Here is a 22,601-nt window from a genome sequence, read left to right on the forward strand (position 1 = left end):
CGCGGTCATGAAAGCCTATTCGCTGGCAGTGGCGAAGCAACGCGGCATGGCGATCATCAGTGCCTTGCTGATCGCGGCGGTGGTGGCGGTGATTGCTGGCGGCATGCTCACCCGGCAAACGGTGTTTACCCGAAGCCTTGAGGCTGAGCAGTTGCGAGTGCAGGGCGCCTGGGTGCTGCACGGCGGCATCGAAATCAGCCGACATCTGCTGTGGGATGCGCGCCGGCGTGACCCGTTGACCCGTCTCGATCAGCCGTGGGCGCAGCCGTTGGTGATGGCGCCTTATGACGGTCGTGATTTGCCCTTCGAAGGCCGGCTGGAAGATGAGCAGGGCAAGTTCAACCTGCGCAACCTGGTCGCCAATGAACGAATCGACGAGGAACAACGGGTGAACTTTCAGCGCCTGTGCCAGTTGATCGGGGTCAATGGGGCTCTGAGCCAACGCATCATCCAGCGGGTGATCGCCTCCTACCCCCGTCTGTTGAACCCAGAGTTGGCGGACAAAGCATCGCCCAAAAGCGGCTTTGACAGTGGCCGCGATACCTCGCCGAATGCCGTGCGCAAACCTCAATTGCCCACGCGCCCGATGCTGCGCAGCCTCGACGATTTACGCAGTATTGAAGGTATGAGTGATGCGCTGCTGGCGAAGATCACGCCTTACCTGACCATTCTCCCAGCCAATACCTGGCTCAACGGCAACACCGCCAGCGCACCGGTGCTGGCCGCTTATGTGCCGGGGCTGTCGATCGAACGCGCCCAGGCCTTGATCAACGAGCGTGACGGCGGTCAGTGGTTCATCAATCGGGGGGATTTCGTCAACCGCCTGCGCATGCCGAATCTGGAGCTGGCGACCGTCAAAGTCGGGATCACCAGCGACTGGTTCCGCCTGCGTGGCAAGGCTCGCAACGATCAGCGTCGGGTCCGCCTCGATGCCTTGCTGCACCGCAGCGAAGACCGCTTGCCCGAGGTGATCTGGTCACGGGTGGGTGTATGAGTCAGTTGCGCATCGCCTTGCCGCCACTGGCTGATCTGACCCTCGACAGCCCGCTGCAATTCGCCTGGCTGGACCGTCAGGGGCAGGTGACCCGCGAGGGCGAAAGCACCTTGCTGCAATTGGGCCAGAGCGGAAAAACCCCGGCGATTGCATTCTTTCTGCACCCCCAGGACAGCCTGTTGGCGAGTATCGACCTGCCGATTTTACCGGCCAGCAAAACCACGGCAGCGGTGCAGTGCGCGGCGCAGGCGTTGATCCTCGGGTCCTGCGAGCAGATGCACATCGCCCACAGCCCACGGGACGAGCAGGGGCGCGTGCACATTGCGTGGTTGTCCCGGGAATGGCTGAGCCAGTTCGGCCAGCTACTGCGGATGGCGCGATTGACCCTGCGCGGTGTGTACTCGGGTGCGTATTGCTTGCCTGTCGCGGATGGCCCGGTGGCCTGCGTTCGGGACGGGCATCTATTGGTGCGTTACAGCCTTCAGTACGCGGTCGTACACCCGGCGGTGGAGGAGGCGTTGAGTGATCTGTTGCTGGAGCACGGCGCCAGCGTGCAATGGATCGGCGAAGCGCTGCCAGAGACGACGATCACGCCGTTACCCGCCGAACAACGCTGGACCGGTGCCTTGCCCGGCTGGGGCGTGCACGGCGGGATTCAACAACGCAGCGCCGGTCAATCAGGCTGGGGTCGGGCGGCGGCCTTTTGTGCGATGGCCGTGGCGGTCTGGACCTTGGGGCTGAATCTGTACGCGGCCCGTGAAGCGACGCAGGGCCAGCGACTCAAGACGCACATGAACCAACGGGTGAAGCAGGCCTTCCCTGAGCTGCCGGTAATCCTCAATCCGCTGCAACAAGCGCGTCAGCAATTGGCCGCCCGCCAGAGCGGCGCCGCGACCGACCCGACCCAGCGTTTCGCCAGCCTGGTGCTACAGGCCGGCAGCGGCATGCCTTTCATCGCCGGCAGCGTGCAACAGCTGGTGTTTGAACAGGGCGAGTTGCAGCTGAGCTTGCTCAGCGATGCGCGTAAAACCGGCAGCGACAAGCAATGGCAAACCGCGCTGACCCAGGCCGGCGTTGCAATCAACGCCACCGACGATGGCTGGGCCTTGCGTCCGGCCGCCGAGGCTGCGGCCAGCGATGTAGACAACGCCAGCGGAGCCGACGATGAGTAAATATTCCCTGGGGATTTACCGTGCGCGCTGGCAGCACTTCAACGCCCGTGCCCAAGTGATCTGGCAAGGCCTGGCGCTGCGCGAGAAACGCATGGTCGCGGGCACGGCGCTGGTGCTGGCAGGTTTGTTGACCTGGCTGTTGCTGATTCAACCGCCGCTGAAAAAGATCGATTACTGGCAGACCGAAACGCCGAAGCTGCGCTCCCAGGCCGAAGCGCTGGAGGTCTTGCTGCGCGAGGTGGCGCGGCCGCCCACCGCGCGAGGCCTCGAGCAATCCCTGCGCCAGAGCCTCGAAGCCAGTGGCCTGACGGGGCATTACCAATTACAGGCGCCGGACACCGCAACCCCCCAAGCCTGGCGCTTGACGTTCGACGAGGCCCCGGCAGACGCCGTGGTCGGCTGGCTGCTGGGCAATCCCCGGCAATTTTCCCTTGAAGTGGTCGAGGTTCGTCTGCAGCGCGCAGGCGACCCTTTGCCCAATGACACGGCAGGCACTCTGTCCGGAACCGTTCGCATGGATCAGGCGCTTGGCGCTAAGGAAGCTTCATGAAGTGGTCAGGTTCTCTGTATGCGCGTCAGTGCCGCATGGCCGCGCCGTTTTTATTGCTGGCACTGAGCGCGTGCAGCAACACCGCCACCACGACGCAACAGCCACCGTTGCTGGTGGACAGCGAATTGGGACGCCCGTTGGCCGATACCAACCGTACCGGCGATGCATTGGCGGATCGGCAAAAAAACCAGGCGCAGTTGAAGCAGCCGCCGGGAGTGCAACACAAAATCAGCAGCCCCGGCCGCAGCAATGCACTGCCCGCCGGTAGCGCACCGGCGAGCAATCCGCTGGGTAACCAACCGGTGACGCTGAACTTTGTCGACGTCGATATCCCGGCGGTGGTGCGTGCATTGTCGCGGTCCACCGGTCGCCAGTTTCTGGTCGATCCACGGGTCAAAGGCAACCTGACGCTGGTCTCCGAAGGGCAAGTGCCGGCGCATCAGGCCTACGACATGCTGCTCGCGACGCTGCGCATGCAGGGTTTCAGCGTGGTCGATGTCGGCGGGGTTTCCCAAGTGGTGCCGGAGGCCGATGCCAAGTTGCTCGGCGGGCCGATTTACAGCGCCGACAAACCCGCTGGCAATGGCATGCTGACCCGTACCTTCCGCCTGCAATACGAAAACGCGGTGAACCTGATTCCGGTGCTGCGCCCGATCGTGTCGCCGAACAACCCGATCAACGCCTACCCCGGCAACAACACCATCGTCGTCACCGATTACGCCGAGAACCTGTCGCGGGTGGCGCAGATCATTCAGGGCATCGACAGCCCAAGCGCCATCGACACCGACGTGGTGCAGGTGCAGAACGGTATCGCAGCGGACATCGCCGGCATGGTCTCGGACCTACTGGAGGCGCCGGGCAACGACCCGACGCAGAAGATTTCGGTGATTGGCGATCCGCGTTCCAACTCGATCATCATCCGTGCCGGCAGCCCGGAACGCACCGAGCTGGCACGCAACCTGATCTACAAACTCGACAACGCCCAGAGCAACCCGAGCAACCTGCACGTGGTGTACCTGCGCAACGCCCAAGCCGCCAAACTGGCCCAGGCCCTGCGCGGTTTGCTGACCGGGGAAAGCGACAGCGGCAGCAGCGACGGCGCGCGTTCGGTGCTCAGCGCGATGGGCAGCAGCACCAGCGGTGGCCAGAACGGGCAGAGCGGCAGCCAGAGCAGCAGCGGCACGCAAACCTCTACGTCGGGCAGCAGCACCACGGGCGGCAACGGTTACGGGCAGGGCACCAGCGGTTCAAGTGGCCAGACAGGCAGCGGTCAGCAGAGTGAACAGAACGTCGCCTTCAGTGCGGGCGGCGTGACCATCCAGGCCGACGGCACCACCAACACCTTGCTGATTTCCGCGCCGGAACCGGTGTACCGCAACCTGCGTGAAGTGATCGACATGCTCGATCAGCGCCGCGCGCAAGTGGTGATCGAAAGCCTGATCGTCGAAGTCGGCGAAGACGATGCCAGTGAATTCGGCGTGCAATGGCAGACCGGTAATCTGGGCGGCAATGGCGTGATCGGTGGCGCCAACCTCGGTGGCTCGGGGATCAATACCAACGGCAAGACCAGCATTGACGTGTTGCCCCAAGGCCTCAACCTCGGCTACGTCAACGGCACGGTGGACATTCCCGGCATCGGCAAGATCCTCGACCTGAAAGTGCTCGCTCGCGCCTTGAAGAGCAAGGGCGGTACCAACGTGCTGTCGACGCCGAACCTGCTGACCCTCGACAACGAAGCCGCGAGTATTTTTGTCGGCCAGACCATTCCTTTTGTCAGCGGCAGCTACGTCACCGGCGGTGGCGGCACCAGCAACAACCCGTTCCAGACCGTGACCCGTGAAGAAGTCGGTTTGAAGCTCAACGTGCGACCACAGATTTCCGAGGGCGGCACGGTCAAGCTCGACATCTATCAGGAAGTCAGCAGCATCGACGAACGCGCGTCCAACAGCGCTTCCGCCGCCGGGATCGTCACCAACAAACGCGCGATCGACACCAGCATCCTGCTCGATGACGGGCAGATCATGGTGCTCGGTGGCTTGCTGCAGGACGGCTACAGCCAAAGCAACGACGCGGTGCCATGGCTGTCGACCCTTCCCGGGATCGGCGCGCTGTTTCGCAATGAGCGCCGGGCGATCACCAAGACCAACCTGATGGTGTTCCTGCGCCCATACATCATTCGCGACAGCGGCGCCGGGCGCGCGATTACCCTCAACCGCTACGACTTCATGCGCCGCGCCCAGGGCGGAATGCAACCGGAGCGCAGCTGGGCCATGCCGGACATGCAGGCACCGCAACTGCCGACGGCGGCTCAGGGTGTGCCGGTATCGAATGCGCAGCCGCGAGCGACCATTCGCGCGGTGCCGATTCAATGAACACAATCGCAGCACTTTTTGTGGCGAGGGGGCTTGCCCCCGTTCGGCCGCGAAGCGGTCGTAAATCCGGAGAATGCGGTGTGTCTGGAAAATTGAGTGCTCAGGTATGGGGGCCGCTTCGCAGCCCAACGGGGGCAAGCCCCCTCGCCACAACAAGCCCGCTCGCCAGAGGGACCGAGGGGCGTTCAGTATGAGCGCGTTGCCCTACGCCTGGGCCAAGGCCCAACGAATCCTGCTGCGCACCGGCGAGGAGGGCGCGGTGTTGACGGTGTGTCCGTCGACGCCGGGCTGGTCGATCAGTGAAGTGCGGCGTCAGTTCGGCCCGGCACGGCTGGAGCGGGTGCGCGACGAAGAACTCGACGGCTTGCTCGCCAGTGCCTATGCCGACACCGGCAGTGCGGCGGCGGTGGTCGGCGCGGCGGAAAACGAAGTCGATCTCGACCGGCTGATGCAGGACATCCCGGAAATCACCGACCTGCTGGATACCCAGGACGGCGCGCCGGTGATCCGCATGATCAACGCCTTGCTCACGCAAGCGGCGCGGGACGAGGCCAGCGACATTCACATCGAACCCTATGAAAGCCATTCGGTGGTGCGCTATCGGGTCGACGGCACGCTGCGGGATGTGGTGTCGCCGCGCAAGGCGCTGCACGGCGCATTGGTGTCGCGGATCAAGATCATGGCGCAACTCGACATCGCTGAAAAACGCCTGCCCCAGGACGGCCGCATCGCCTTGCGCGTGGCCGGGCGGCCGATCGACATTCGCGTCTCCACGGTGCCCACCGGCCATGGCGAACGGGTGGTGATGCGCCTGCTGGACAAACAGGCCGGGCGCCTGCAACTGGAAACCCTGGGCATGGACCCGCAAGTGCTGGCCAAACTCGACAACCTGATCCGCCAACCCCACGGCATCGTGCTGGTCACCGGCCCCACCGGCAGCGGCAAAACCACCAGCCTGTATGCCGCGCTGGCACGGCTGGACGCCAGCACCAGCAACATCCTCACCGTTGAAGACCCGGTGGAATACGACTTGCCGGGCATCAGCCAGATTCAGGTCAACGCCAAGATCGACATGACCTTCGCCCTGGCGCTGCGGGCGATTTTGCGGCAAGACCCGGACATCATCATGATCGGCGAGATCCGCGATCTCGAAACCGCACAAATCGCCGTGCAGGCCTCGCTCACCGGTCACTTGGTGTTGGCGACGCTGCACACCAACGACGCGGTGTCGGCGGTCAACCGGCTGATCGACATGGGCGTCGAACCGTTTCTGCTGGCGTCATCGATGCTCGGGGTGCTCGCGCAACGCTTGGTGCGGCGGCTGTGTCAGCACTGCAAACAGGAAGACCCGGCCACCCCCGGCACCTGGCGACCGCTCGGTTGTGCCGCATGCAACCACACCGGCTACAGCGGTCGTACCGGCATTCACGAATTGTTCTGCATCGACGATGACATCCGCACACTGATCCATCAGGGCGCCGGCGAGCAGGCCTTGAGAGCCGCCGCCCGCGAGGCCGGGATGTTCAGCATGCGTGAAGACGGCGAGCGCTGGGTTCGCAGCGGTGCCACCGCGCCGGAAGAAATCCTTCGTGTGACACGGGACGCCTGATGAACCGCTACCGTTTTGAAGCCGCCGACGCCAACGGCAAGATCGAGGCCGGCCACCTGGAAGCCGACAGCCAGAGCGCGGCGTTCGGCGTATTGCGCAGTCGTGGCTTGACGGCGTTGTTGGTGCAAGTCGAGAGCAACACGCCGGCGGGCGGTGGCGGTGGATTATTCAGCGCCAAGCTCTCGGACAACGACCTGGCCTGGGCCACCCGGCAACTGGCGAGCCTGCTGGGTGCGAGCCTGCCGCTGGAAGCCGCGTTGAGCGCCACCGTAGAGCAAGCCGAAAAAAAACACATTGCCCAGACCCTCAGCGCGGTGCGCGCCGATGTTCGTGGCGGCATGCGCCTGGCCGAAGCACTGGCGGCACGACCCCGGGACTTCCCAGAGATCTATCGGGCGTTGATTGCGGCGGGCGAGGAGTCCGGCGACCTCGCCCAGGTGATGGAGCGGCTGGCCGATTACATCGAAGAGCGCAACAACCTGCGGGGCAAGATTCTCACCGCGTTTATCTATCCAGGCGTAGTGGGGCTGGTGTCGATTGCTATCGTGATTTTCCTGCTCAGCTACGTGGTGCCGCAGGTGGTCAGCGCGTTTTCCCAGGCGCGGCAAGACCTGCCGGGGCTGACCCTGGCGATGCTCAACGCCAGTGACTTCATTCGTGGCTGGGGCTGGTTGTGTTTCAGTCTGATGGCGGGCGGCTTCTGGGGTTGGCGCCTGTACTTGCGCAACCCGGCGGCACGCTTGAGCTGGCACAGTCGAATCCTGCGTTTGCCTTTGATCGGGCGGTTCGTGCTGGGGCTGAACACCGCGCGTTTTGCCTCGACCCTGGCGATTCTCGGCGGCGCCGGAGTGCCGTTGTTGCGTGCGCTGGAGGCGGCGCGCCAGACCTTGTCCAACGACCGCCTGAGCCTTAGCGTCAGCGACGCCACGGCCAAGGTTCGCGAGGGCGTTAACCTGGCCGCTGCGCTGCGGGTCGAGAAAGTTTTCCCGCCGGTGCTGATTCACTTGATCGCCAGCGGCGAGAAAACCGGCTCGTTGCCGCCGATGCTCGAACGCGCCGCGCAAACCCTGTCTCGCGACATCGAACGCCGGGCCATGGGCATGACCGCGTTGCTGGAACCGTTGATGATCGTGGTCATGGGCGCGGTGGTGCTGGTGATCGTCATGGCGGTGCTGTTGCCGATCATCGAGATCAATCAGTTGGTGCAATAAAGGCGGAAAAGCTTCGCGAGCAGGCTCGCTCCCACATTGGGTCTGTGTCACACCGAAGATCATATGTGGGAGCGAGCCTGCTCGCGAAGACTGACTCCCTGACAACAATTACTTGAATTATTTTCCACTGATCCAAGCCTCACCCGAGCCCCAATCCCGGCATCCTCGGGTTCGTCGTTCTGTCATCTGCAACGACCCATCAAGCCCTCCAGCCGACCTTCGGCCAAACCGACCAAAGCCTCGCGCCAAACACCGCGAAAAGCCCCCGCGAACACCCGAGAATCCGCCGAAAAATCAACGCCCGGCTCCCGAGGTTTTTTCCTTTATCTGTCACTGGAAGCTGCGAACTTCTGACCCATGGCCTCACCCCATACGCCGTTCAACCCTCGCGGTTCCGGGCACAGGACTTGAGCGCCATGGCGTCATGCACGAGCAACTCACCCAACGTACGAACACGATGAAAGGAGATTCTTCATGTTTAAGCGCAACGTTCTCGCGGTATCCCTGACCCTCGCTGCCCTGTGCTCGGCACAGGCTGCAATGGCTGACATCAATGGTGGTGGCGCGACCCTGCCACAACCGCTGTACCAGACCACTGGCGTACTGACCACTGGCTTCGCCGCCTACATCGGCGTTGGCAGCGGCAACGGCAAGGCTGCCTTCCTGAACAACGACTACACCAAGTTCGTGGCCGGCACCACCGGCAAGAACGTGCATTGGGCCGGTAGCGATTCCAAACTCAGCGCTACCGAATTGAGCAACTATGTATCGGCTCACGGCGCTGCCTGGGGTCCATTGATCCAGGTGCCTTCGGTGGCCACTTCGGTTGCCATTCCGTTCAACAAAACCGGCACTGCCAACGTTGATCTGAGCGTCAACCAACTGTGCGGCGTGTTCTCCGGCCGTCTGACCGACTGGAGCCAGATCACCGGTTCCGGCCGTACCGGCGCGATCAACGTGGTTTACCGCAACGAAAGCAGCGGCACCACCGAGCTGTTCACCCGCTTCCTGAACGCCAAGTGCGCTGAAACCGGCACCTTTGCGATCACCACCAACTTCGCTTCCAGCTACTCGGGTGGCTTGCCGGCCGGTGCCGTTCCAGCGGTCACCAGCCAAGGCGTGATGGATGCACTGAACGCCGCTCAAGGTCGCATCACTTACATGAGCCCGGACTACGCCGCGCCAACCCTGGCCGGTCTGGACGACGCCACCAAAGTCGCCAAGGTTGCCGGTGTTTCGCCAGCGCCTGCCAACGTGTCGACTGCTATCGCTGCCGTCGCCGTGCCTGCCGCTGCCAACCGTGCCAACCCTAACGCCTGGGTCCCAGTGTTCGCCGCCACCACCAGCCCGACCGATCCAAGTGTCGTGGCTTACCCAACCACCGGTTACCCGATCCTGGGCTTCACCAACCTGATCTTCAGCCAGTGCTATGCCGACGGCACTCAGAGCACTCAGGTTCGTGACTTCTTTACCCGTCACTACGGTTCCAACGCCGCCACCAACAACGACGCCGCCATCACCGCCAACCGTTTCGTACCGCTGCCACTGGCCTGGAAGACTGCGATCCGCAACACCTTCCTGACCGCGACCAGCGCTCAAAACATCGGCAACACCAACGTCTGCAACGCCATCGGTCGTCCGCTGTAACCCTCGCTTCAACGACCCGCAATACCCGGTCAGCAACGGCGCAAGCCGTTGCTGATTTTTTTGCGTATGACCTGCGCAAAACGGCCAGATGAATATTGCATGACAGAAGTTCGGTCGCGTCTTCGCGAAACCGCCTATCCCCTATAAGCAACGCTGGCCGCTTGATGGCATGGCGTTGCAGACCTTCTGCAAATCGAAAGGATGAGTAGTGATGCTGCGCTGCAAACCTCTGGCAAAACCGAATGCCCCGCGTCGTGATGGCGAGCTGTCGATACTGCGGCTCAAGCCGTTGGCCCAGGCCATTGCGTTGTTGATGGTTGCCGGCAATGCCCACGCGGCGACCGCATTCAGTTCCAGCTGGTTCGCCGCCAAGGGCGCGGCGCAGTCTGCCGGTGCTGCGCGGCCAGGGGCGGCAGTGCCGGGCATGCCACCACCGTTGGCGCAGCAGCAAAAGGCCAATCAGCAGTTGCAGCGTTCACTGACCAACCTCAACAACACCGTGGCTGCGATTGCCGCGCAGCAAGCCGCGCAAGCGGCGGGGCGTCAGGCAGCGTTCGGTCGGGTGCAGGCGGTGCCTGACGGGCTGGGCGAGGGCGGTTTGAAAGTCGACAACAGCCTGACCCAGGGCTGGGCCAATGCCCAGGCGCCGGAGCAAAGCCAGGCCGATGGCAAGACCACGGTGAAGATCCAGCAGACCGCCGACAAGGCGATTCTCAACTGGGAAACCTTCAACGTCGGGCGCAACACCACCGTGGATTTCAAGCAGCAATCGAACTGGGCGGTGCTTAACCGCATCAACGATCCGAGTGCGCGCCCGAGTCAGATCCAGGGGCAGATCAAGGGCGATGGCACGGTGATGCTGATCAACCGCAACGGCATCGTGTTCAGCGGCAGCAGCCAGGTCAACGTGCGCAACCTGGTAGCCGCCGCGGCAACGATCACCGACGAACAGTTCAGCCAGCGCGGCTTGTATGTCGATGCCACCGGCAGTCAGCCGACCTTCGCTGATGCCGCCGGCAAAGTGTTGGTGGAGCGCGGTGCCTTGATCGAAACCCACAAGGCGGCATCGTCCACCGACGCCGGCGGTTACACCTTGCTGCTTGGCACCGAGGTGGAGAACGCCGGCTCCATTGTCACTGCCAAAGGGCAGACTACGTTGGCCGCCGGCGACAGCTTTTACATCCGTCATGGTGTCGGCACCAGCGGCAACCAACGCTCTACCACCCGCGGCAACGAAGTGGCCACGGCGCTCAAAACTGGCAGCAGCGCCGGTACGGTGATCAACAACGGGCTTATTCAGGCGTCCACCGGCGACATCACCCTGACCGGGCATCAGGTGCAGCAAAACGCCGTGGCCGTGGCCAGCACCTCGGTCGATATTCGTGGCACCGTGCACCTGCTCAACTCGGCCACCGACAGCACCGGCAGCGTGACGCTCGGCCAGGGCAGCACCACGGCGATCCTGCTCGACGCCGCCAGCGGCTCGGCCCTGGACAGCCAGCGCAATGCGGCGCTGGCGGGCCTCGACGGTTTATCGAACACGCTGAATACCGGGCGCTTCAACAACCTCAGCGCTGTTGCCGACCGCACCGACCAGTCGCGGGTCGAGATCGTCAGTGGCGGCAGTGTCGATTTCCAGAACGGCTCGATCACCCTGGCCACCGGCGGCCAGGTCGCGGTCAGTGCCGGCCGTCGCAGCCTGGTGCAAGAGGGCGCGGTGATCGACGTGTCCGGCGCCATCGGCGTCAAGGTGGCGATGGAATCCAACAGCATCAAGGTCAACGTCCAGGGCAACGAGCAGCGCGACGCGTCGGTCAACCGCGATGGCGGCAAACTGAGCAACAGTGATGTGTGGGTCGATTTACGTGAGCTGGTGCAGGTAGCCGCCGGCACCAACGGCTACGCCACTGATCGTTGGTACACCGCCGGTGGTTTGCTGGAAGTGGGTGGTTACCTCGGCACGCAAAATCACAGCGTCGGCGAATGGATGGCCCTGGGCGGCACGTTGACCTTCACCGGCAATGACGTGGTGACGCAGCAGAACGCGCAGCTCAACTTGTCGGGTGGCACGCTGGATGTGCAGAGCGGTTACGTCCAGCAATCCTGGCTCAAGGGGCCGAATGGCCGTTTGTATGAATTGTCGCGCGCACCGGGGGACATTCTCTATTCCGGGCTTTACAAAGGCTACGAAGATCACAGCGAGCGCTGGGGCCAGACCGACTATTACTACAGCCCGCTGATCGCGCCCAAGCAACGGTACGAGCAGGGTTACACCGTGGGCCGCGACGCCGGCAAACTGGTGATCGCCACCACCAGCGCGGTGCTCGAGGGGCAGATCGTCGGTGAAGTGTTCAAGGGCGAGCGCCAGACGCAAGCACCGATTTCCGGTCTCGACGGATACCGGCAATCGCAAACCGCTGTGGCTCGACGGGCACAGTTGTTGGTCGGCAACTACACACCGATTTACGACACCACCACGGGTTCGCTCAACAGTGGCTTGAGCCCGACCCTGAATCAGGTGCTCATTGGCGATGTCGAGCAGAAGATCGCCGCCGGCCTTGACTTGACCTCGGTGGTGGCCAGTGACCGGCAAGGCAAACTGCAACTGGACGGCGATCAGCTCAATGGTTTCCAGCTCGGCACGGTGAAAGTCGCGGCCCGGCAACAGGTTCAGGTCGACGCCGCGCTGACCGTGGCTGACGGTGGTGAAATCACCCTGTATGCCCCGCAAGTCAGCGCCAACGCTGACCTCACCGCTCGCGGTGGCAGCATTCGTCTGGGCAACGTGCTCAAACAGGTCAATGTCGACAGTAACTTCGTGGTGGGCGATGTGATCCTGGCACCCACCAGTGATTTCAAGGCCCAGGTAACGGTGGCCGATGGCGTGCGGCTGAACACCGCCGGTCTGTGGAGCAACCTGCTGCTTGATGCCAGCGACAGCACGCGTTTGCCGTACCTCAATGGCGGCACGGTGTCGTTGCGCAGCAGCGGCGATATCGACTTGCAGGCGGGCAGCCTGATCGATGTGTCCTCTGGCGGCGCGGTCATGGCCGACGGCAAGACCCGCGGCGGCAAGGGCGGTGATCTGACCCTGGCGGCGGGTGACGGCAGCCCGTCAGGATCGGCTTCCTTGACGTTGGGGGCAGGGTTGCGCGGTGAAGGCGTGACCGGTGGCGGCACCTTGAAAATCCAGTCCCATAAGGTGCAGATCGGGGAGGCAGACGCTGTCCCCGCGAGCGACACGCTGCAGTTGGCCGCAGACTTTTTCAACAAAGGCTTTTCTGCCTACGACATCACCGGCAATGAAGGTTTGATCGTCGCGGATGGCGCTCAGGTCGAGGTGATCGCGCCGGCCTATCGCTTTGGCGAAGATGCCGCGCGCACGGAAACCGGCGCGGAACCGGCGACGGCGCTGGAGCGTTGGCTGCCGACCCTGTATCAGGAAAATCCGCTCAAAGGCGTGCTGACCCAGCGTCGCGGCGCCAGCCTGAACCTGAACGCTGGCACGCAGCAATCGAGCGCGGCGGCCATGGCCAGCACCGCATTGACCCTGGGCCAGGGCTCAGTGATCAGCGTTGACCCTGGCCAGTCAATCAACCTGCGCAGCATCGGCCAACTGACCGCCAACGGCACGCTGAATGCCTGGGGCGGGCAGGTTACGCTGGGCGCGCTGAATGTCACCGGGCAGGCGGCCGACGCGGTAAACGCCATCGGTCATGGCCGTTCCATCTGGCTCGGTGAACAGGCATTGATCGATGTCGCGGCCCGCGCAGCGACGGCGGTTGATGCCCGTGGCAGGACCTATGGACAGGTGCGCAATGGCGGCCAGATTGTGTTCGGTGGCCAGATCGACGGTAAAACAGGGATAGCCACGGCGTCCGATCTGTTCGTGGTACTGCGCGAAGGTTCGCGCCTGGAAGCCTCGGGCACTCAGGCGTTGCTGGACATCCCCGGCCAGGGCAAGACCTGGGTGGCAAGTAATGGCGGCAGTATTTCCCTGGGCTCCAATAATGGCTTGTACCTGGACGGCAGCTTTAACGCCAAAGCGGGCGGCGCGGGGGCGGCGGGAGGCAGTTTGTCGGTCGCGCTGCAGACGCCTTATTACCTGAAAACCACCGTCACTGATCGGGTGCTGCAGGTTCGTGAGCTGATCCTCAGCCAGACCCATGTGCCCGGCACGGTGCAAGGTTCGCCTGAGGAAGCCGCCGGTTCGCTGGTTTACGGTCGCGGCCAACTGGGTGTCGATCAGATCCAGGCCGGCGGTTTCGACAATGTGGCGCTGCTCAGTAATGGCTTGTTGAGCGTGGCCGGCGATGTGGCGCTGACCACCGGCCAGAGCCTGAGCCTGTATTCCCGGGGCATTGGCCTGGCCAAAGACGCGGCGGTCAATAGCCGGGTTGAGCTGAACGCGCCCCATGTGCTGTTGGCGGGGATACTTGCCCCGGATGATCCAAACAAGACTGTTTACGTCCGACCGCTGCTCGACGCTACTGTGTCCACGGCGAACAACCAGGCGCTGTTCGCGGTCAATGCCGATCTGCTGGATGTTCAAGGCAGCGTCAGTTTTAGCAGCAAAGGTACGTTCAGGCGTGCCGACGAGTCTGCCGTCACCGTCGAGCGCGAGGGCTTCGACCAGATCGAGCTGAACAGCCGCGGCGACCTGCGCTTTCTCGCTGGCATTGAGGGGCTGGGAATGCCGACCGGTATTAGCACGCAATTGATCACCCCCGGCGATATGACCTTGCGCGCTGCCCAGTTGTACCCGGCCACCGGGGTCGGCGCGCGGGTGCTGGCGGGTTATGGCTGGAACGCGGGGGCGGGGACGTCAGTGACGCTCTATGACCCGACGCGAACCTTGGTCATCGGTCGCACAGGCAGCGTGACACCCGATGTACCGTATTCGGTTTTCGGTCGATTGCAATTGGGTGCAGGGAGAATCGAGCAAGGTGGTGTCGTTCGGGCGCCATTGGGGCTTCTCGAGATCGGAACCGTGACCGACATGCCAGGTAAAACGACGAAAGTCGAGCTGCTCCCCGGCAGCTTGACCTCCGTCAGCGGCAAGGGATTGACATTGCCCTATGGCGGCACCGTCGATGGTCAGGCCTACAGCTATGGGGGCAAAAATGTGGCACTGGTCGGCCAAGGATCCGTGCTCAACGAGAACGGTGATCTGACGGTCGGGGTGATTTTGGGCGGGCAGTCGATCACGGCCCAGGAAGGGGCCGTTCTGGACCTGTCCGGTGGCGGTGATTTGTTGGGGGCCGGGTTTATCTCCGGGCGTGGCGGTTCGACCGACGCCCGTTACAACCCGTTGGTGCAAATCGGCGCCAATGGTGGCTTTACCTTGCCGGGCCTTGCCACTAACCCGGTGTATGCCATCGTGCCGGGCAATCAGAGTGCCTATGCACCAGTGGCCGTCGAAGGTGGTGCAGTCGACCCGGTGATCGGGCGACAAGTCACCATTGGTGCAGGAGTGCCAGGGCTGGCAGCGGGCACCTACACGTTGATGCCTTCCACCTATGCCTTGTTGCCGGGGGCATTGCGGGTCGAGGTCAACGGCCTGGCGGGATTGGGCAGCGTAGCTGGCGCGCAACGGATGCGTAATGGTTCGTGGACCACCGCCGGTACGCTCTCGGTGGCCAATACCGGGCTGCGTGACAGCATTGCCAGTCAGTTGATCCTCACCTCGGGTGACGTGTTGCGCCGTTACTCGCAATACAACGAAACCAGTTACGCCCAGTTCGCGGTGGCCGATGCCGCGCGGTTGGGCGTTCCGCGAGCGATGCTGCCGATGGACGCGAAAACGCTCAAGCTGGCGCTGCTCAAGGGTGCCAAAGAAGAGGCGTTTTCGTTCAACGGCACCGGCAAATTCGACGCCGCACCGGGTGGGTATGGCGGCACTGTCGTGGCCTTGTCGGCCATCTCCAATGTTGACCTGGAAATCGTCGGCGCGGGTCAACCGGCTACCCCGGTCTTCTCCGGCATCACTCTGGATGCCGACAGCCTGAATGCCTTGCAGGCGACGCGGTTGATGGTCGGCCGACTGCCTTACGCGGTGTATGGCCAGGGCGGTAACTACATCAATTTCACCGGCGTCGGCGCCAGTTCCAACATCACCCTGCGTCAGGGTGCGACACTCTCTGCCCCGGAAGTCTTCCTGGTGACCGGCAACGGTAATCTGGTGGTAGAGCAGGGGGCGATGATCAACACCATTGGCCGTGGCGCGGCGTCGTTTGATGCCCGGGACGGCTTCATTTACCAGGCGACCAACCTGCTCGCGGCCTCCAATGGCTTGCTCAACGTGCAGTTAGCGCCCAATACCCTCAGTGGATCGATCAGCGTGGGCGGTTGCGACAGCCTCTGCGCCGGGCAGACACGGCTTTATTCCGAAGGCAGCCTCGTCGCGGCGACGGGCACGACCCTGGAACTGGGCGATCAGGTGCGCTACGGCACCCGCCACCTGACTCTGGCCGTGGGCAACATCAACGTCGGCAGCAGCCAGGCATTGACCGATGCCGCGACGCGCAATGTATTGCCCACCGGTTTGAGTTTGGGCCAGCCAGTGCTTGAACGCTTATTACGGGGCGACACCGAGTACGGCGCTCCGGCATTGGAAACGCTGGAACTGTCGGCCCGCGAAGCGCTGAATTTCTACGGCAGCGCCAGCCTCGACACCTACGATGCCCAGACCGGTCGCTCGCGACTGAACAACCTGATGCTCACCACTCCCGCGATGTATGGCGCTGGCGGCGCGAATGATGTGGCGACGATTCGCACGTCCAATCTGATCTGGAACGGCGCCAAGGGCGTACCCGGCACAGTGATCGCCGGCGGTGCCGGCACCGGCAGCGGGCGCTTGGACATTCAGGCCGAGCGCATCGAGTTCGGTTATGGCGATTTCGCCCAGCCCAATTCTGTCGATAGCCTTGATCGTCTGGCGCTGGGCTTTGCCAACGTCAACCTGAGCGCCAGCGAGCGCGTCACCGCCAATCATAAAGGCAGCTTCGCGGTGTACCAGACCCAGGGCGCCTTCGACGCGCAAAAGGGTTTCAGTTACAGCGGCGGCAACCTGAACATCCTCACGCCGTTGATGACCGGTGAAGCCGGCTCGGTCAATCGCATCACTGCCGGCGGTGTCATTGACGTCAGCGGCACGGCCAACCCGGCAGCCAGCGCTGTCGGCCTCGGGGCTGAATTGTCATTGAGCGCCAGCCGCATCAATCTGGCGAGTGCGGTGGTGTTGCCCAGCGGCAAGCTGACCCTCAACGCTACCAACGACTTGACGCTGACGGATGGCGCGCTGATCGATGTGGCCGGACGCGCCATTGTCTTCAATGATCTGACGAAATACAGCGGCGGCGGTGAAGTCATTCTGCAGAGCCGCAACGGCAACATACGCCAGGCCGCCGGTTCGCGGATTGATCTGTCGGCCCGCAACAACCGCGCCGGCCAACTCAGTGCCGTGGCGCTGGACCCGACGGCCGGAGTGGTCGACCTGCAAGGCAGCGTTCTGGGGAGCAGCAGCGGTTATTACGACGCCGGTAGCACCTACATGCCGTATCAGGCCGGCGGGATCGAAATCCAGGCGCAACGCCTGGGCGATAGCGGCAACCTGAGTGAACAATTCGCCGCGCTCAACCAGCGTTTGAATCAGGGCGAAGTGTTTGGCTCACGCAGTTTCCAGCTCAAGCAAGGTGATCTGGTCATTGGCAACGACCTTAAGGCGTCGAACATCACCGTGTCGCTGGATAACGGCAGCCTCTGGGTTAATGGCACGGTGGACGCCAGTGGCGAGCGGGTCGGCAACATTAGCCTGTCGGCAAAAAAAAATCTGACCCTGGGCAGCGGCGCCTTGCTTGATGCCCATGGTCGTCGTCTGCGGGTGGATAGCTACGGCAAGATCATCGACTCGCCGAACCGCGCCATGATCGACCTGACCTCCCGCGAGGGCGTATTGACCCTGGCCAGCGGAGCGCGCATCGATCTGCGTCACGGCACCGACGTGGCGGTCGGCAGTCTGCCGGGGCAGAACGACGGTCGCGCCCGTGGCACCCTCGAACTCAATGCCCGGCGCATGGGCCTCAGTGCTGCCGATCCGGTCTACGGGGACATCGCCATTGATGCCAGCGGCAATCTGGATATCGAAGGTGCACGCTCCATCGCCGTGAACGCCACGTGGCAATACGACGATGCACCGCTGGGCACTGACCCGGCGGCCAGTGGCCGACCGTATCAAGTGATCGATCAGGCTTATCTGGACGGCAAGCATCAACAGAGCATCCAGTTCATCAACGCCGCGCTGGCCAACAACGACTTGATGCAGCGCAAACTGGCGGGGGTGAATAATGCCCGTTATGCCGACGTCTTCCATCTGCGACCCGTTATCGAGATTGTCAGTGCCACCGCTGACGGCGATCTGGTGGTGCAGGGTGATCTGGACCTGTCGGGTTACCGTTACGCCAGCGTCAACCCGCATACGCAAAAAACAAGCATCTACGGCTCCGGCGAGTCCGGCAACCTGACGTTGCGTGCCGGTGGTGACCTGAGCATCTACGGCAGCATCAACGACGGCTTCGCGCCGCCGCCGGACACCCAGGACGACAAGGGCTGGGTGCTGTTGCCCGGCATCGATTTCACCGGTGGCGACATCGTCGTGCCGGGCGCGGGCGTCACCCTGGCCGACGGCACCACGTTCCCGGCCGGGACGACTTTGAACTACGACGTACCGCTCAAAGGCATGACGGTGGTTGCAGGCACTCGTTTACCGGTGGCCGTGACACTCGCTCAGTCGCTGGTACTGCCGGCGGGCACGGTTCTGGCGGCCGAGGTGCGCGATAACGTGGGCAACCTGTTGTTCGCCGCCGGCACCTTGTTGCAGCAAAGCGTGACCCTGGCCATCGATTCTCAACTGGGCGCCGGGAGCCTGTTGACCAGCACTGCGTCCTTGCAAAACTTTGTCTGGCCCAAGGGGGTGCCGTTGCCGAGTGTCGCGGGAGCAATGAATGCTCAGACCAATGTGTTGAGTCTCGTCGGCAATCTGGCGCTGGCCCGTGGTGCGCTGATTCCGTCCGGCACCGATGTGAAACTGCTCACCGGGGTGGATTCGGTGCAGTTGCGGCCGGAAGTCGCGGGGCGACAGGGGCGCAACTGGGCGATCGCACCGATGCTGGCCGAAGGCTCGCAATCCTGGTCGCTACGCCTGGTGGCCGGGGCCGATACCGACGCAGCGGACAGCCGTATCGTGCAGCCGCTGTCGGCCAGAGGTGACCTGCATCTGGCCGACAGTCACTACGGCGTGTTTGGCAAGGCAGGTGGCCAGGTGTGGACCGAAGCGGGGGCGAATGAGATTTTGGGTGATCCCAGTATGGTGGGCCAGCCGATTGACTTCGACGCCATCGGCTGGCCGGAGCTATGCACTGACTATCCGACAGCCTGCCAGGCCAGCGGTCAGCCTGAGTACCAGCCCGGCAGTCAGCGCTGGAGCGTGATTCGCACCGGCGCGGCGGACCTTGAGCTGCTGTCGGCAGGCGATCTGAAAATGGATTCGCTGTACGGTGTCTATACCGCTGGTACCTCGGCGAGCGCCACCTACGCCAATGATCCCTATAACCAGCCTAGGGCGCGGGGGACCGATGACAAGGTGCTCACGGACGCGTTCGGTGAAAACGAAAAATGGGTGGATGGCGGCACCAGCAGCCTCTATCGCGCCTGGTACCCGGACTTTGGCGGCAATCTGACATTGAAGGTCGGCGGCAACCTGACTGGCAACAGTATGGATGCTGCTACCAGTCGCGCTGGACGCCCCAACCCTGGTGATTGGGGTTATGACACGGTCAATGTCGGCAACTGGTTATGGCGCCAGGGCAATGGTGGAGTTGCGACCGGTGGTACGGCGCAGCCGACTGCCTGGTGGATCAACTTCGGCAGTTACACCGCCGGCGCAGAGACTGGCAAGGCCGATCTGATGGTTGGGTTCACCGGCTTCGGTACCTTGGGTGGTGGTGACCTGAACGTACAGGTTGGGGGCGATGCCGGGGTGTTGAATACCCTGGCTGGAAACTCCTTTCAAAGTATCAACCCTCGGAGCCAAGGGCTGGTACTGGCAGTGGGCAGCACCGGGCGTGTGGGCGCCGATGGCAACGTGCAACTGACCGGCGGTGGCGACCTTGACCTGCGCGTCAGTGGCGCAATCAATCCGGCCAGCACCATCCTCACCGGGCATCTCAACGGAGCAGTGATCGACCTGCGCGGCCATGCTCAACTCGACAGCGCGTCGATGGGCAGCCTCAACCTTCATTACGGCAGTGTGTTGAACGACCAGTCTCCTGGTGAAACCCGTGCCTATGACGTATTCCGTGCGACCCGCGGTCTCGCGGCGGGCGGGCTGACATTGATGCCCGGCGATGCCACGTTTGCGCTGTCGACGTTGGGATATCTGGTGGTACAGGATGTCGTGGATCCGGGGCGTTCGCCGTTGATGAGCGGTTCGGCGTTTACCTCTGGCGCTGGCGTCCAGGGGCTGGGGCTCAGTTGGTTCACGTTGTGGACAGAGCGCACCGCCATCGATTTGTTCTCGGCGGGCGGTAATCTCACGCCTTACACCCAAGGTTTGGAGACGGACCTGGCGGTGGTTTACCCGTCCATTCTTCGTGCCGTTGCGGCCAGCGGCAGTCTTTACTATGGCGAAGCCAGCAAGCTGGGGACCGGTGGTGGTGTGAGCAATCGCCGCCCTGCCTTGGTACTCGCACCGTCGGCGAGCGGGGAGTTGCAGTTGCTGGCCGGTGATTCCATCTACGGCGGTGATCTGACCGTCACTCAATCGAGTGCCTCCGGCAGTGCGATGGCGACACCTCAACGACCTGCATTTTTGGCAACGGTCTCTACAAGTACAGTCGGAAGTAATCTGTCCGAAACCGGCAATCGTTACGTGGCGGGCTCTAACATCTTCCCACTGTTCGCCTTTGGTGCAGACAGCGCGGCCGGCGAAGGGGACGCTAATGCCAACCCGGCGCGTTTTTACGCCGTGAACGGCGATTTGCTGGCGGTCAGCAGCGGTAGGGCGATTACCTTCACCACAACCACTGATTCTCGCTTTGGACAAACCTGGTACGAGGGCGGCGGGCCGGTCTGGATGATGGCCGGGCGAGACATCGTCAGCAGCGGTACGGGGCTCAGTGGTGGTGTGGGTGGTGATACAACCTTGGCGTATACCCACACAGGCAACCTGTTCATCCACAACAACCCGAATGACATATCCATAGCCTCCGCCGGGCGCGACATTCTCTACAGCAACTTCAACGTCGCCGGTCCCGGCACGCTGGAGCTCAGCGCCGGGCGCAATCTGCTGATGGAAGACAAGGTCAGCGTCACCAGCATCGGTGCCGTGGTGCCGGGGGATTCCAGAGCCGGGGCGAGCATTGTGATGCAGGCCGGGGTTGGTGCCGGCGGACCTGACTACGATCGCTTCATCACTCCTTATCTGTCATCTGCGAACCTGGCTGAGGCCGGTCTTGGGCTGGCCAGTCAGGACGGCAAAGTCGCCAAGACCTACGAAACCGAACTGGTCAGCTGGCTGGCCGCTCGTTATGGCTTCATGGGCACCCCGCAGCAGGCGCGCAGCTTCTATGTCGCCTTGCCGGCCGAGCAGCGCCGGGTGTTCGCCCGTGAGGTGTACTTCGCCGAACTCAAGGCCGGTGGCCGCGAGTACAACGAAGAGGGCGGCCTGCGTCAGGGCAGCTACGTGCGCGGTCGCGAGGCGATTGCGGCGTTGTTTCCCGAGAAGGACGTGGCCGGGAATCCGATCACCTACAAGGGCGATATCACGATGTATGGCGGTGCCGGTGTGCACACCGATTTTGGCGGCGGCATCCAGATGCTGACGCCGGGCGGTGGCCAGGTCTTCGGCATCGAAGGCACTGCACCGCCGTCCACCGCTGGTGTGATCACTCAAGGCGAGGGCGACATTCAGCTGTACGCCAAAGGCAGCATCTTGCTTGGCCAAAGCCGGATCATGACCACCTTCGGTGGTTCGATCATGGGCTGGTCCGCCGAAGGCGACATCAACGCCGGTCGCGGATCGAAAACCACCGTGGTCTACACGCCGCCCAAACGTCTGTACGACACCTGGGGCAACGTGACCCTGTCGCCCTCGGTGCCGAGCACCGGGGCGGGGATCGCGACGTTGAACCCGATTCCCGAGGTGGCACCGGGTGACATCGACCTGATCGCGCCACTGGGCACCATCGATGCTGGCGAGGCGGGGATTCGGGTGTCGGGTAACGTCAACATCGCCGCGTTGACGGTGGTGAACGCGGCGAACATTCAGACCCAGGGCAAGTCGACCGGTGTGCCGATGACCGCTTCGGTGAACACCGGGGCGATCACCTCGGCCAGTTCCGCGGCGTCGTCGGCCACCCAAGCGGCAGAGGACGTGGCGCGTCAGCAGCAGGCAGCATCGAGGCAGAATCAGGCGTCGGTATTTACCGTGCAGGTGTTGAGTTTCGGCTCCGAACAACTGGCACCGACCCGCGATGGCGCGAGCCGAGCGCCGGAGGCTGGGTACAACCCGAACAGCCCGGTGCAGGTGTTGGGGGCCGGGGCTCTGGATGAGTCAGCGCGGCAGCGGTTGACGGAGGAGGAGCGGGGCAGCCTTACCTTATAGGACTCTCGTTGTAATTTTGGGCGACCTTTGGGTCGCCTTTTTTTCTGGTGTGTGGGTGAAGCGCGGCATAGCCGGATTCCCCGTTGACTACACGACCGCCATCGCGGGCAAGCCCGCTCCCACATTTGATCTGCGGCGTTCGTAAAAGTGAGTACACAGAAGATCCCCTGTGGGAGCGAGCCTGCTCGCGATGGGGCCGGCCCATTCAACAGGGAAGTGACTGACAGACCGCTTTCGCGAGCAGGTTCGCTCCCACATTTGATCTGCGGCGTTCGCAAAAAGTGAATACACAGAAGATCCCCTGTGGGAGCGAGCCTGCTCGCGATGGGGCCGGTACAGCCACCACAAGGCTCAGCGTCAGACCGCTAAACAAGCACTGTTTAAA

General features: G+C 63.1%; 8 protein-coding genes. All 8 read left to right on the top strand.

Annotated elements, in window-relative coordinates:
• Positions 1 to 7: 7 nt before the first annotated feature.
• The 8 genes from gspK to PMI30_RS13340 all read left to right on the top strand — a co-directional run bounded on the left by gspK (position 8) and on the right by PMI30_RS13340 (position 22,216).
• A complete protein-coding gene (gene gspK / locus PMI30_RS13375; RefSeq protein ID WP_008010428.1) occupies positions 8 to 994 on the top strand; it encodes a type II secretion system minor pseudopilin GspK in 987 nt (328 codons plus the stop codon).
• Positions 991 to 2,166 (top strand): type II secretion system protein GspL, encoded by a 1,176-nt coding sequence (gene gspL / locus PMI30_RS13370; protein WP_008010430.1) that lies wholly within the window; start codon positions 991 to 993, stop codon positions 2,164 to 2,166. The genes gspK and gspL overlap by 4 nt, the downstream gene beginning before the upstream one ends.
• Complete coding sequence (gene gspM, locus PMI30_RS13365) at positions 2,159 to 2,716, top strand: type II secretion system protein GspM (protein WP_008010432.1); 558 nt, start codon at positions 2,159 to 2,161, stop codon at positions 2,714 to 2,716. Before gspL ends, gspM begins: the two co-directional genes overlap by 8 nt.
• Complete coding sequence (gene gspD, locus PMI30_RS13360) at positions 2,713 to 5,088, top strand: type II secretion system secretin GspD (protein WP_008010434.1); 2,376 nt, start codon at positions 2,713 to 2,715, stop codon at positions 5,086 to 5,088. The genes gspM and gspD overlap by 4 nt, the downstream gene beginning before the upstream one ends.
• 190 nt (positions 5,089 to 5,278) lie before the next feature.
• Complete coding sequence (gspE, locus tag PMI30_RS13355; protein WP_008010436.1) at positions 5,279 to 6,697, top strand: type II secretion system ATPase GspE; 1,419 nt, start codon at positions 5,279 to 5,281, stop codon at positions 6,695 to 6,697.
• On the top strand, positions 6,697 to 7,908 hold the full coding sequence (gene gspF / locus PMI30_RS13350) for a type II secretion system inner membrane protein GspF (RefSeq protein ID WP_008010438.1): 1,212 nt from the start codon (positions 6,697 to 6,699) through the stop codon (positions 7,906 to 7,908). Before gspE ends, gspF begins: the two co-directional genes overlap by 1 nt.
• A gap of 474 nt (positions 7,909 to 8,382) precedes the next feature.
• Positions 8,383 to 9,555 carry a substrate-binding domain-containing protein gene (locus PMI30_RS13345; RefSeq protein ID WP_008010440.1) on the top strand — a complete coding sequence of 391 codons (1,173 nt, stop codon included), beginning with the start codon at positions 8,383 to 8,385 and terminating at the stop codon, positions 9,553 to 9,555.
• A 211-nt stretch (positions 9,556 to 9,766) separates the two neighbouring features.
• Complete coding sequence (locus PMI30_RS13340) at positions 9,767 to 22,216, top strand: filamentous haemagglutinin family protein (RefSeq protein WP_008010441.1); 12,450 nt, start codon at positions 9,767 to 9,769, stop codon at positions 22,214 to 22,216.
• The last annotated feature ends 385 nt before the right edge of the window (positions 22,217 to 22,601 follow it).

It is taken from the genome of Pseudomonas sp. GM50, from assembly GCF_000282375.1.
GTDB lineage: Bacteria > Pseudomonadota > Gammaproteobacteria > Pseudomonadales > Pseudomonadaceae > Aquipseudomonas.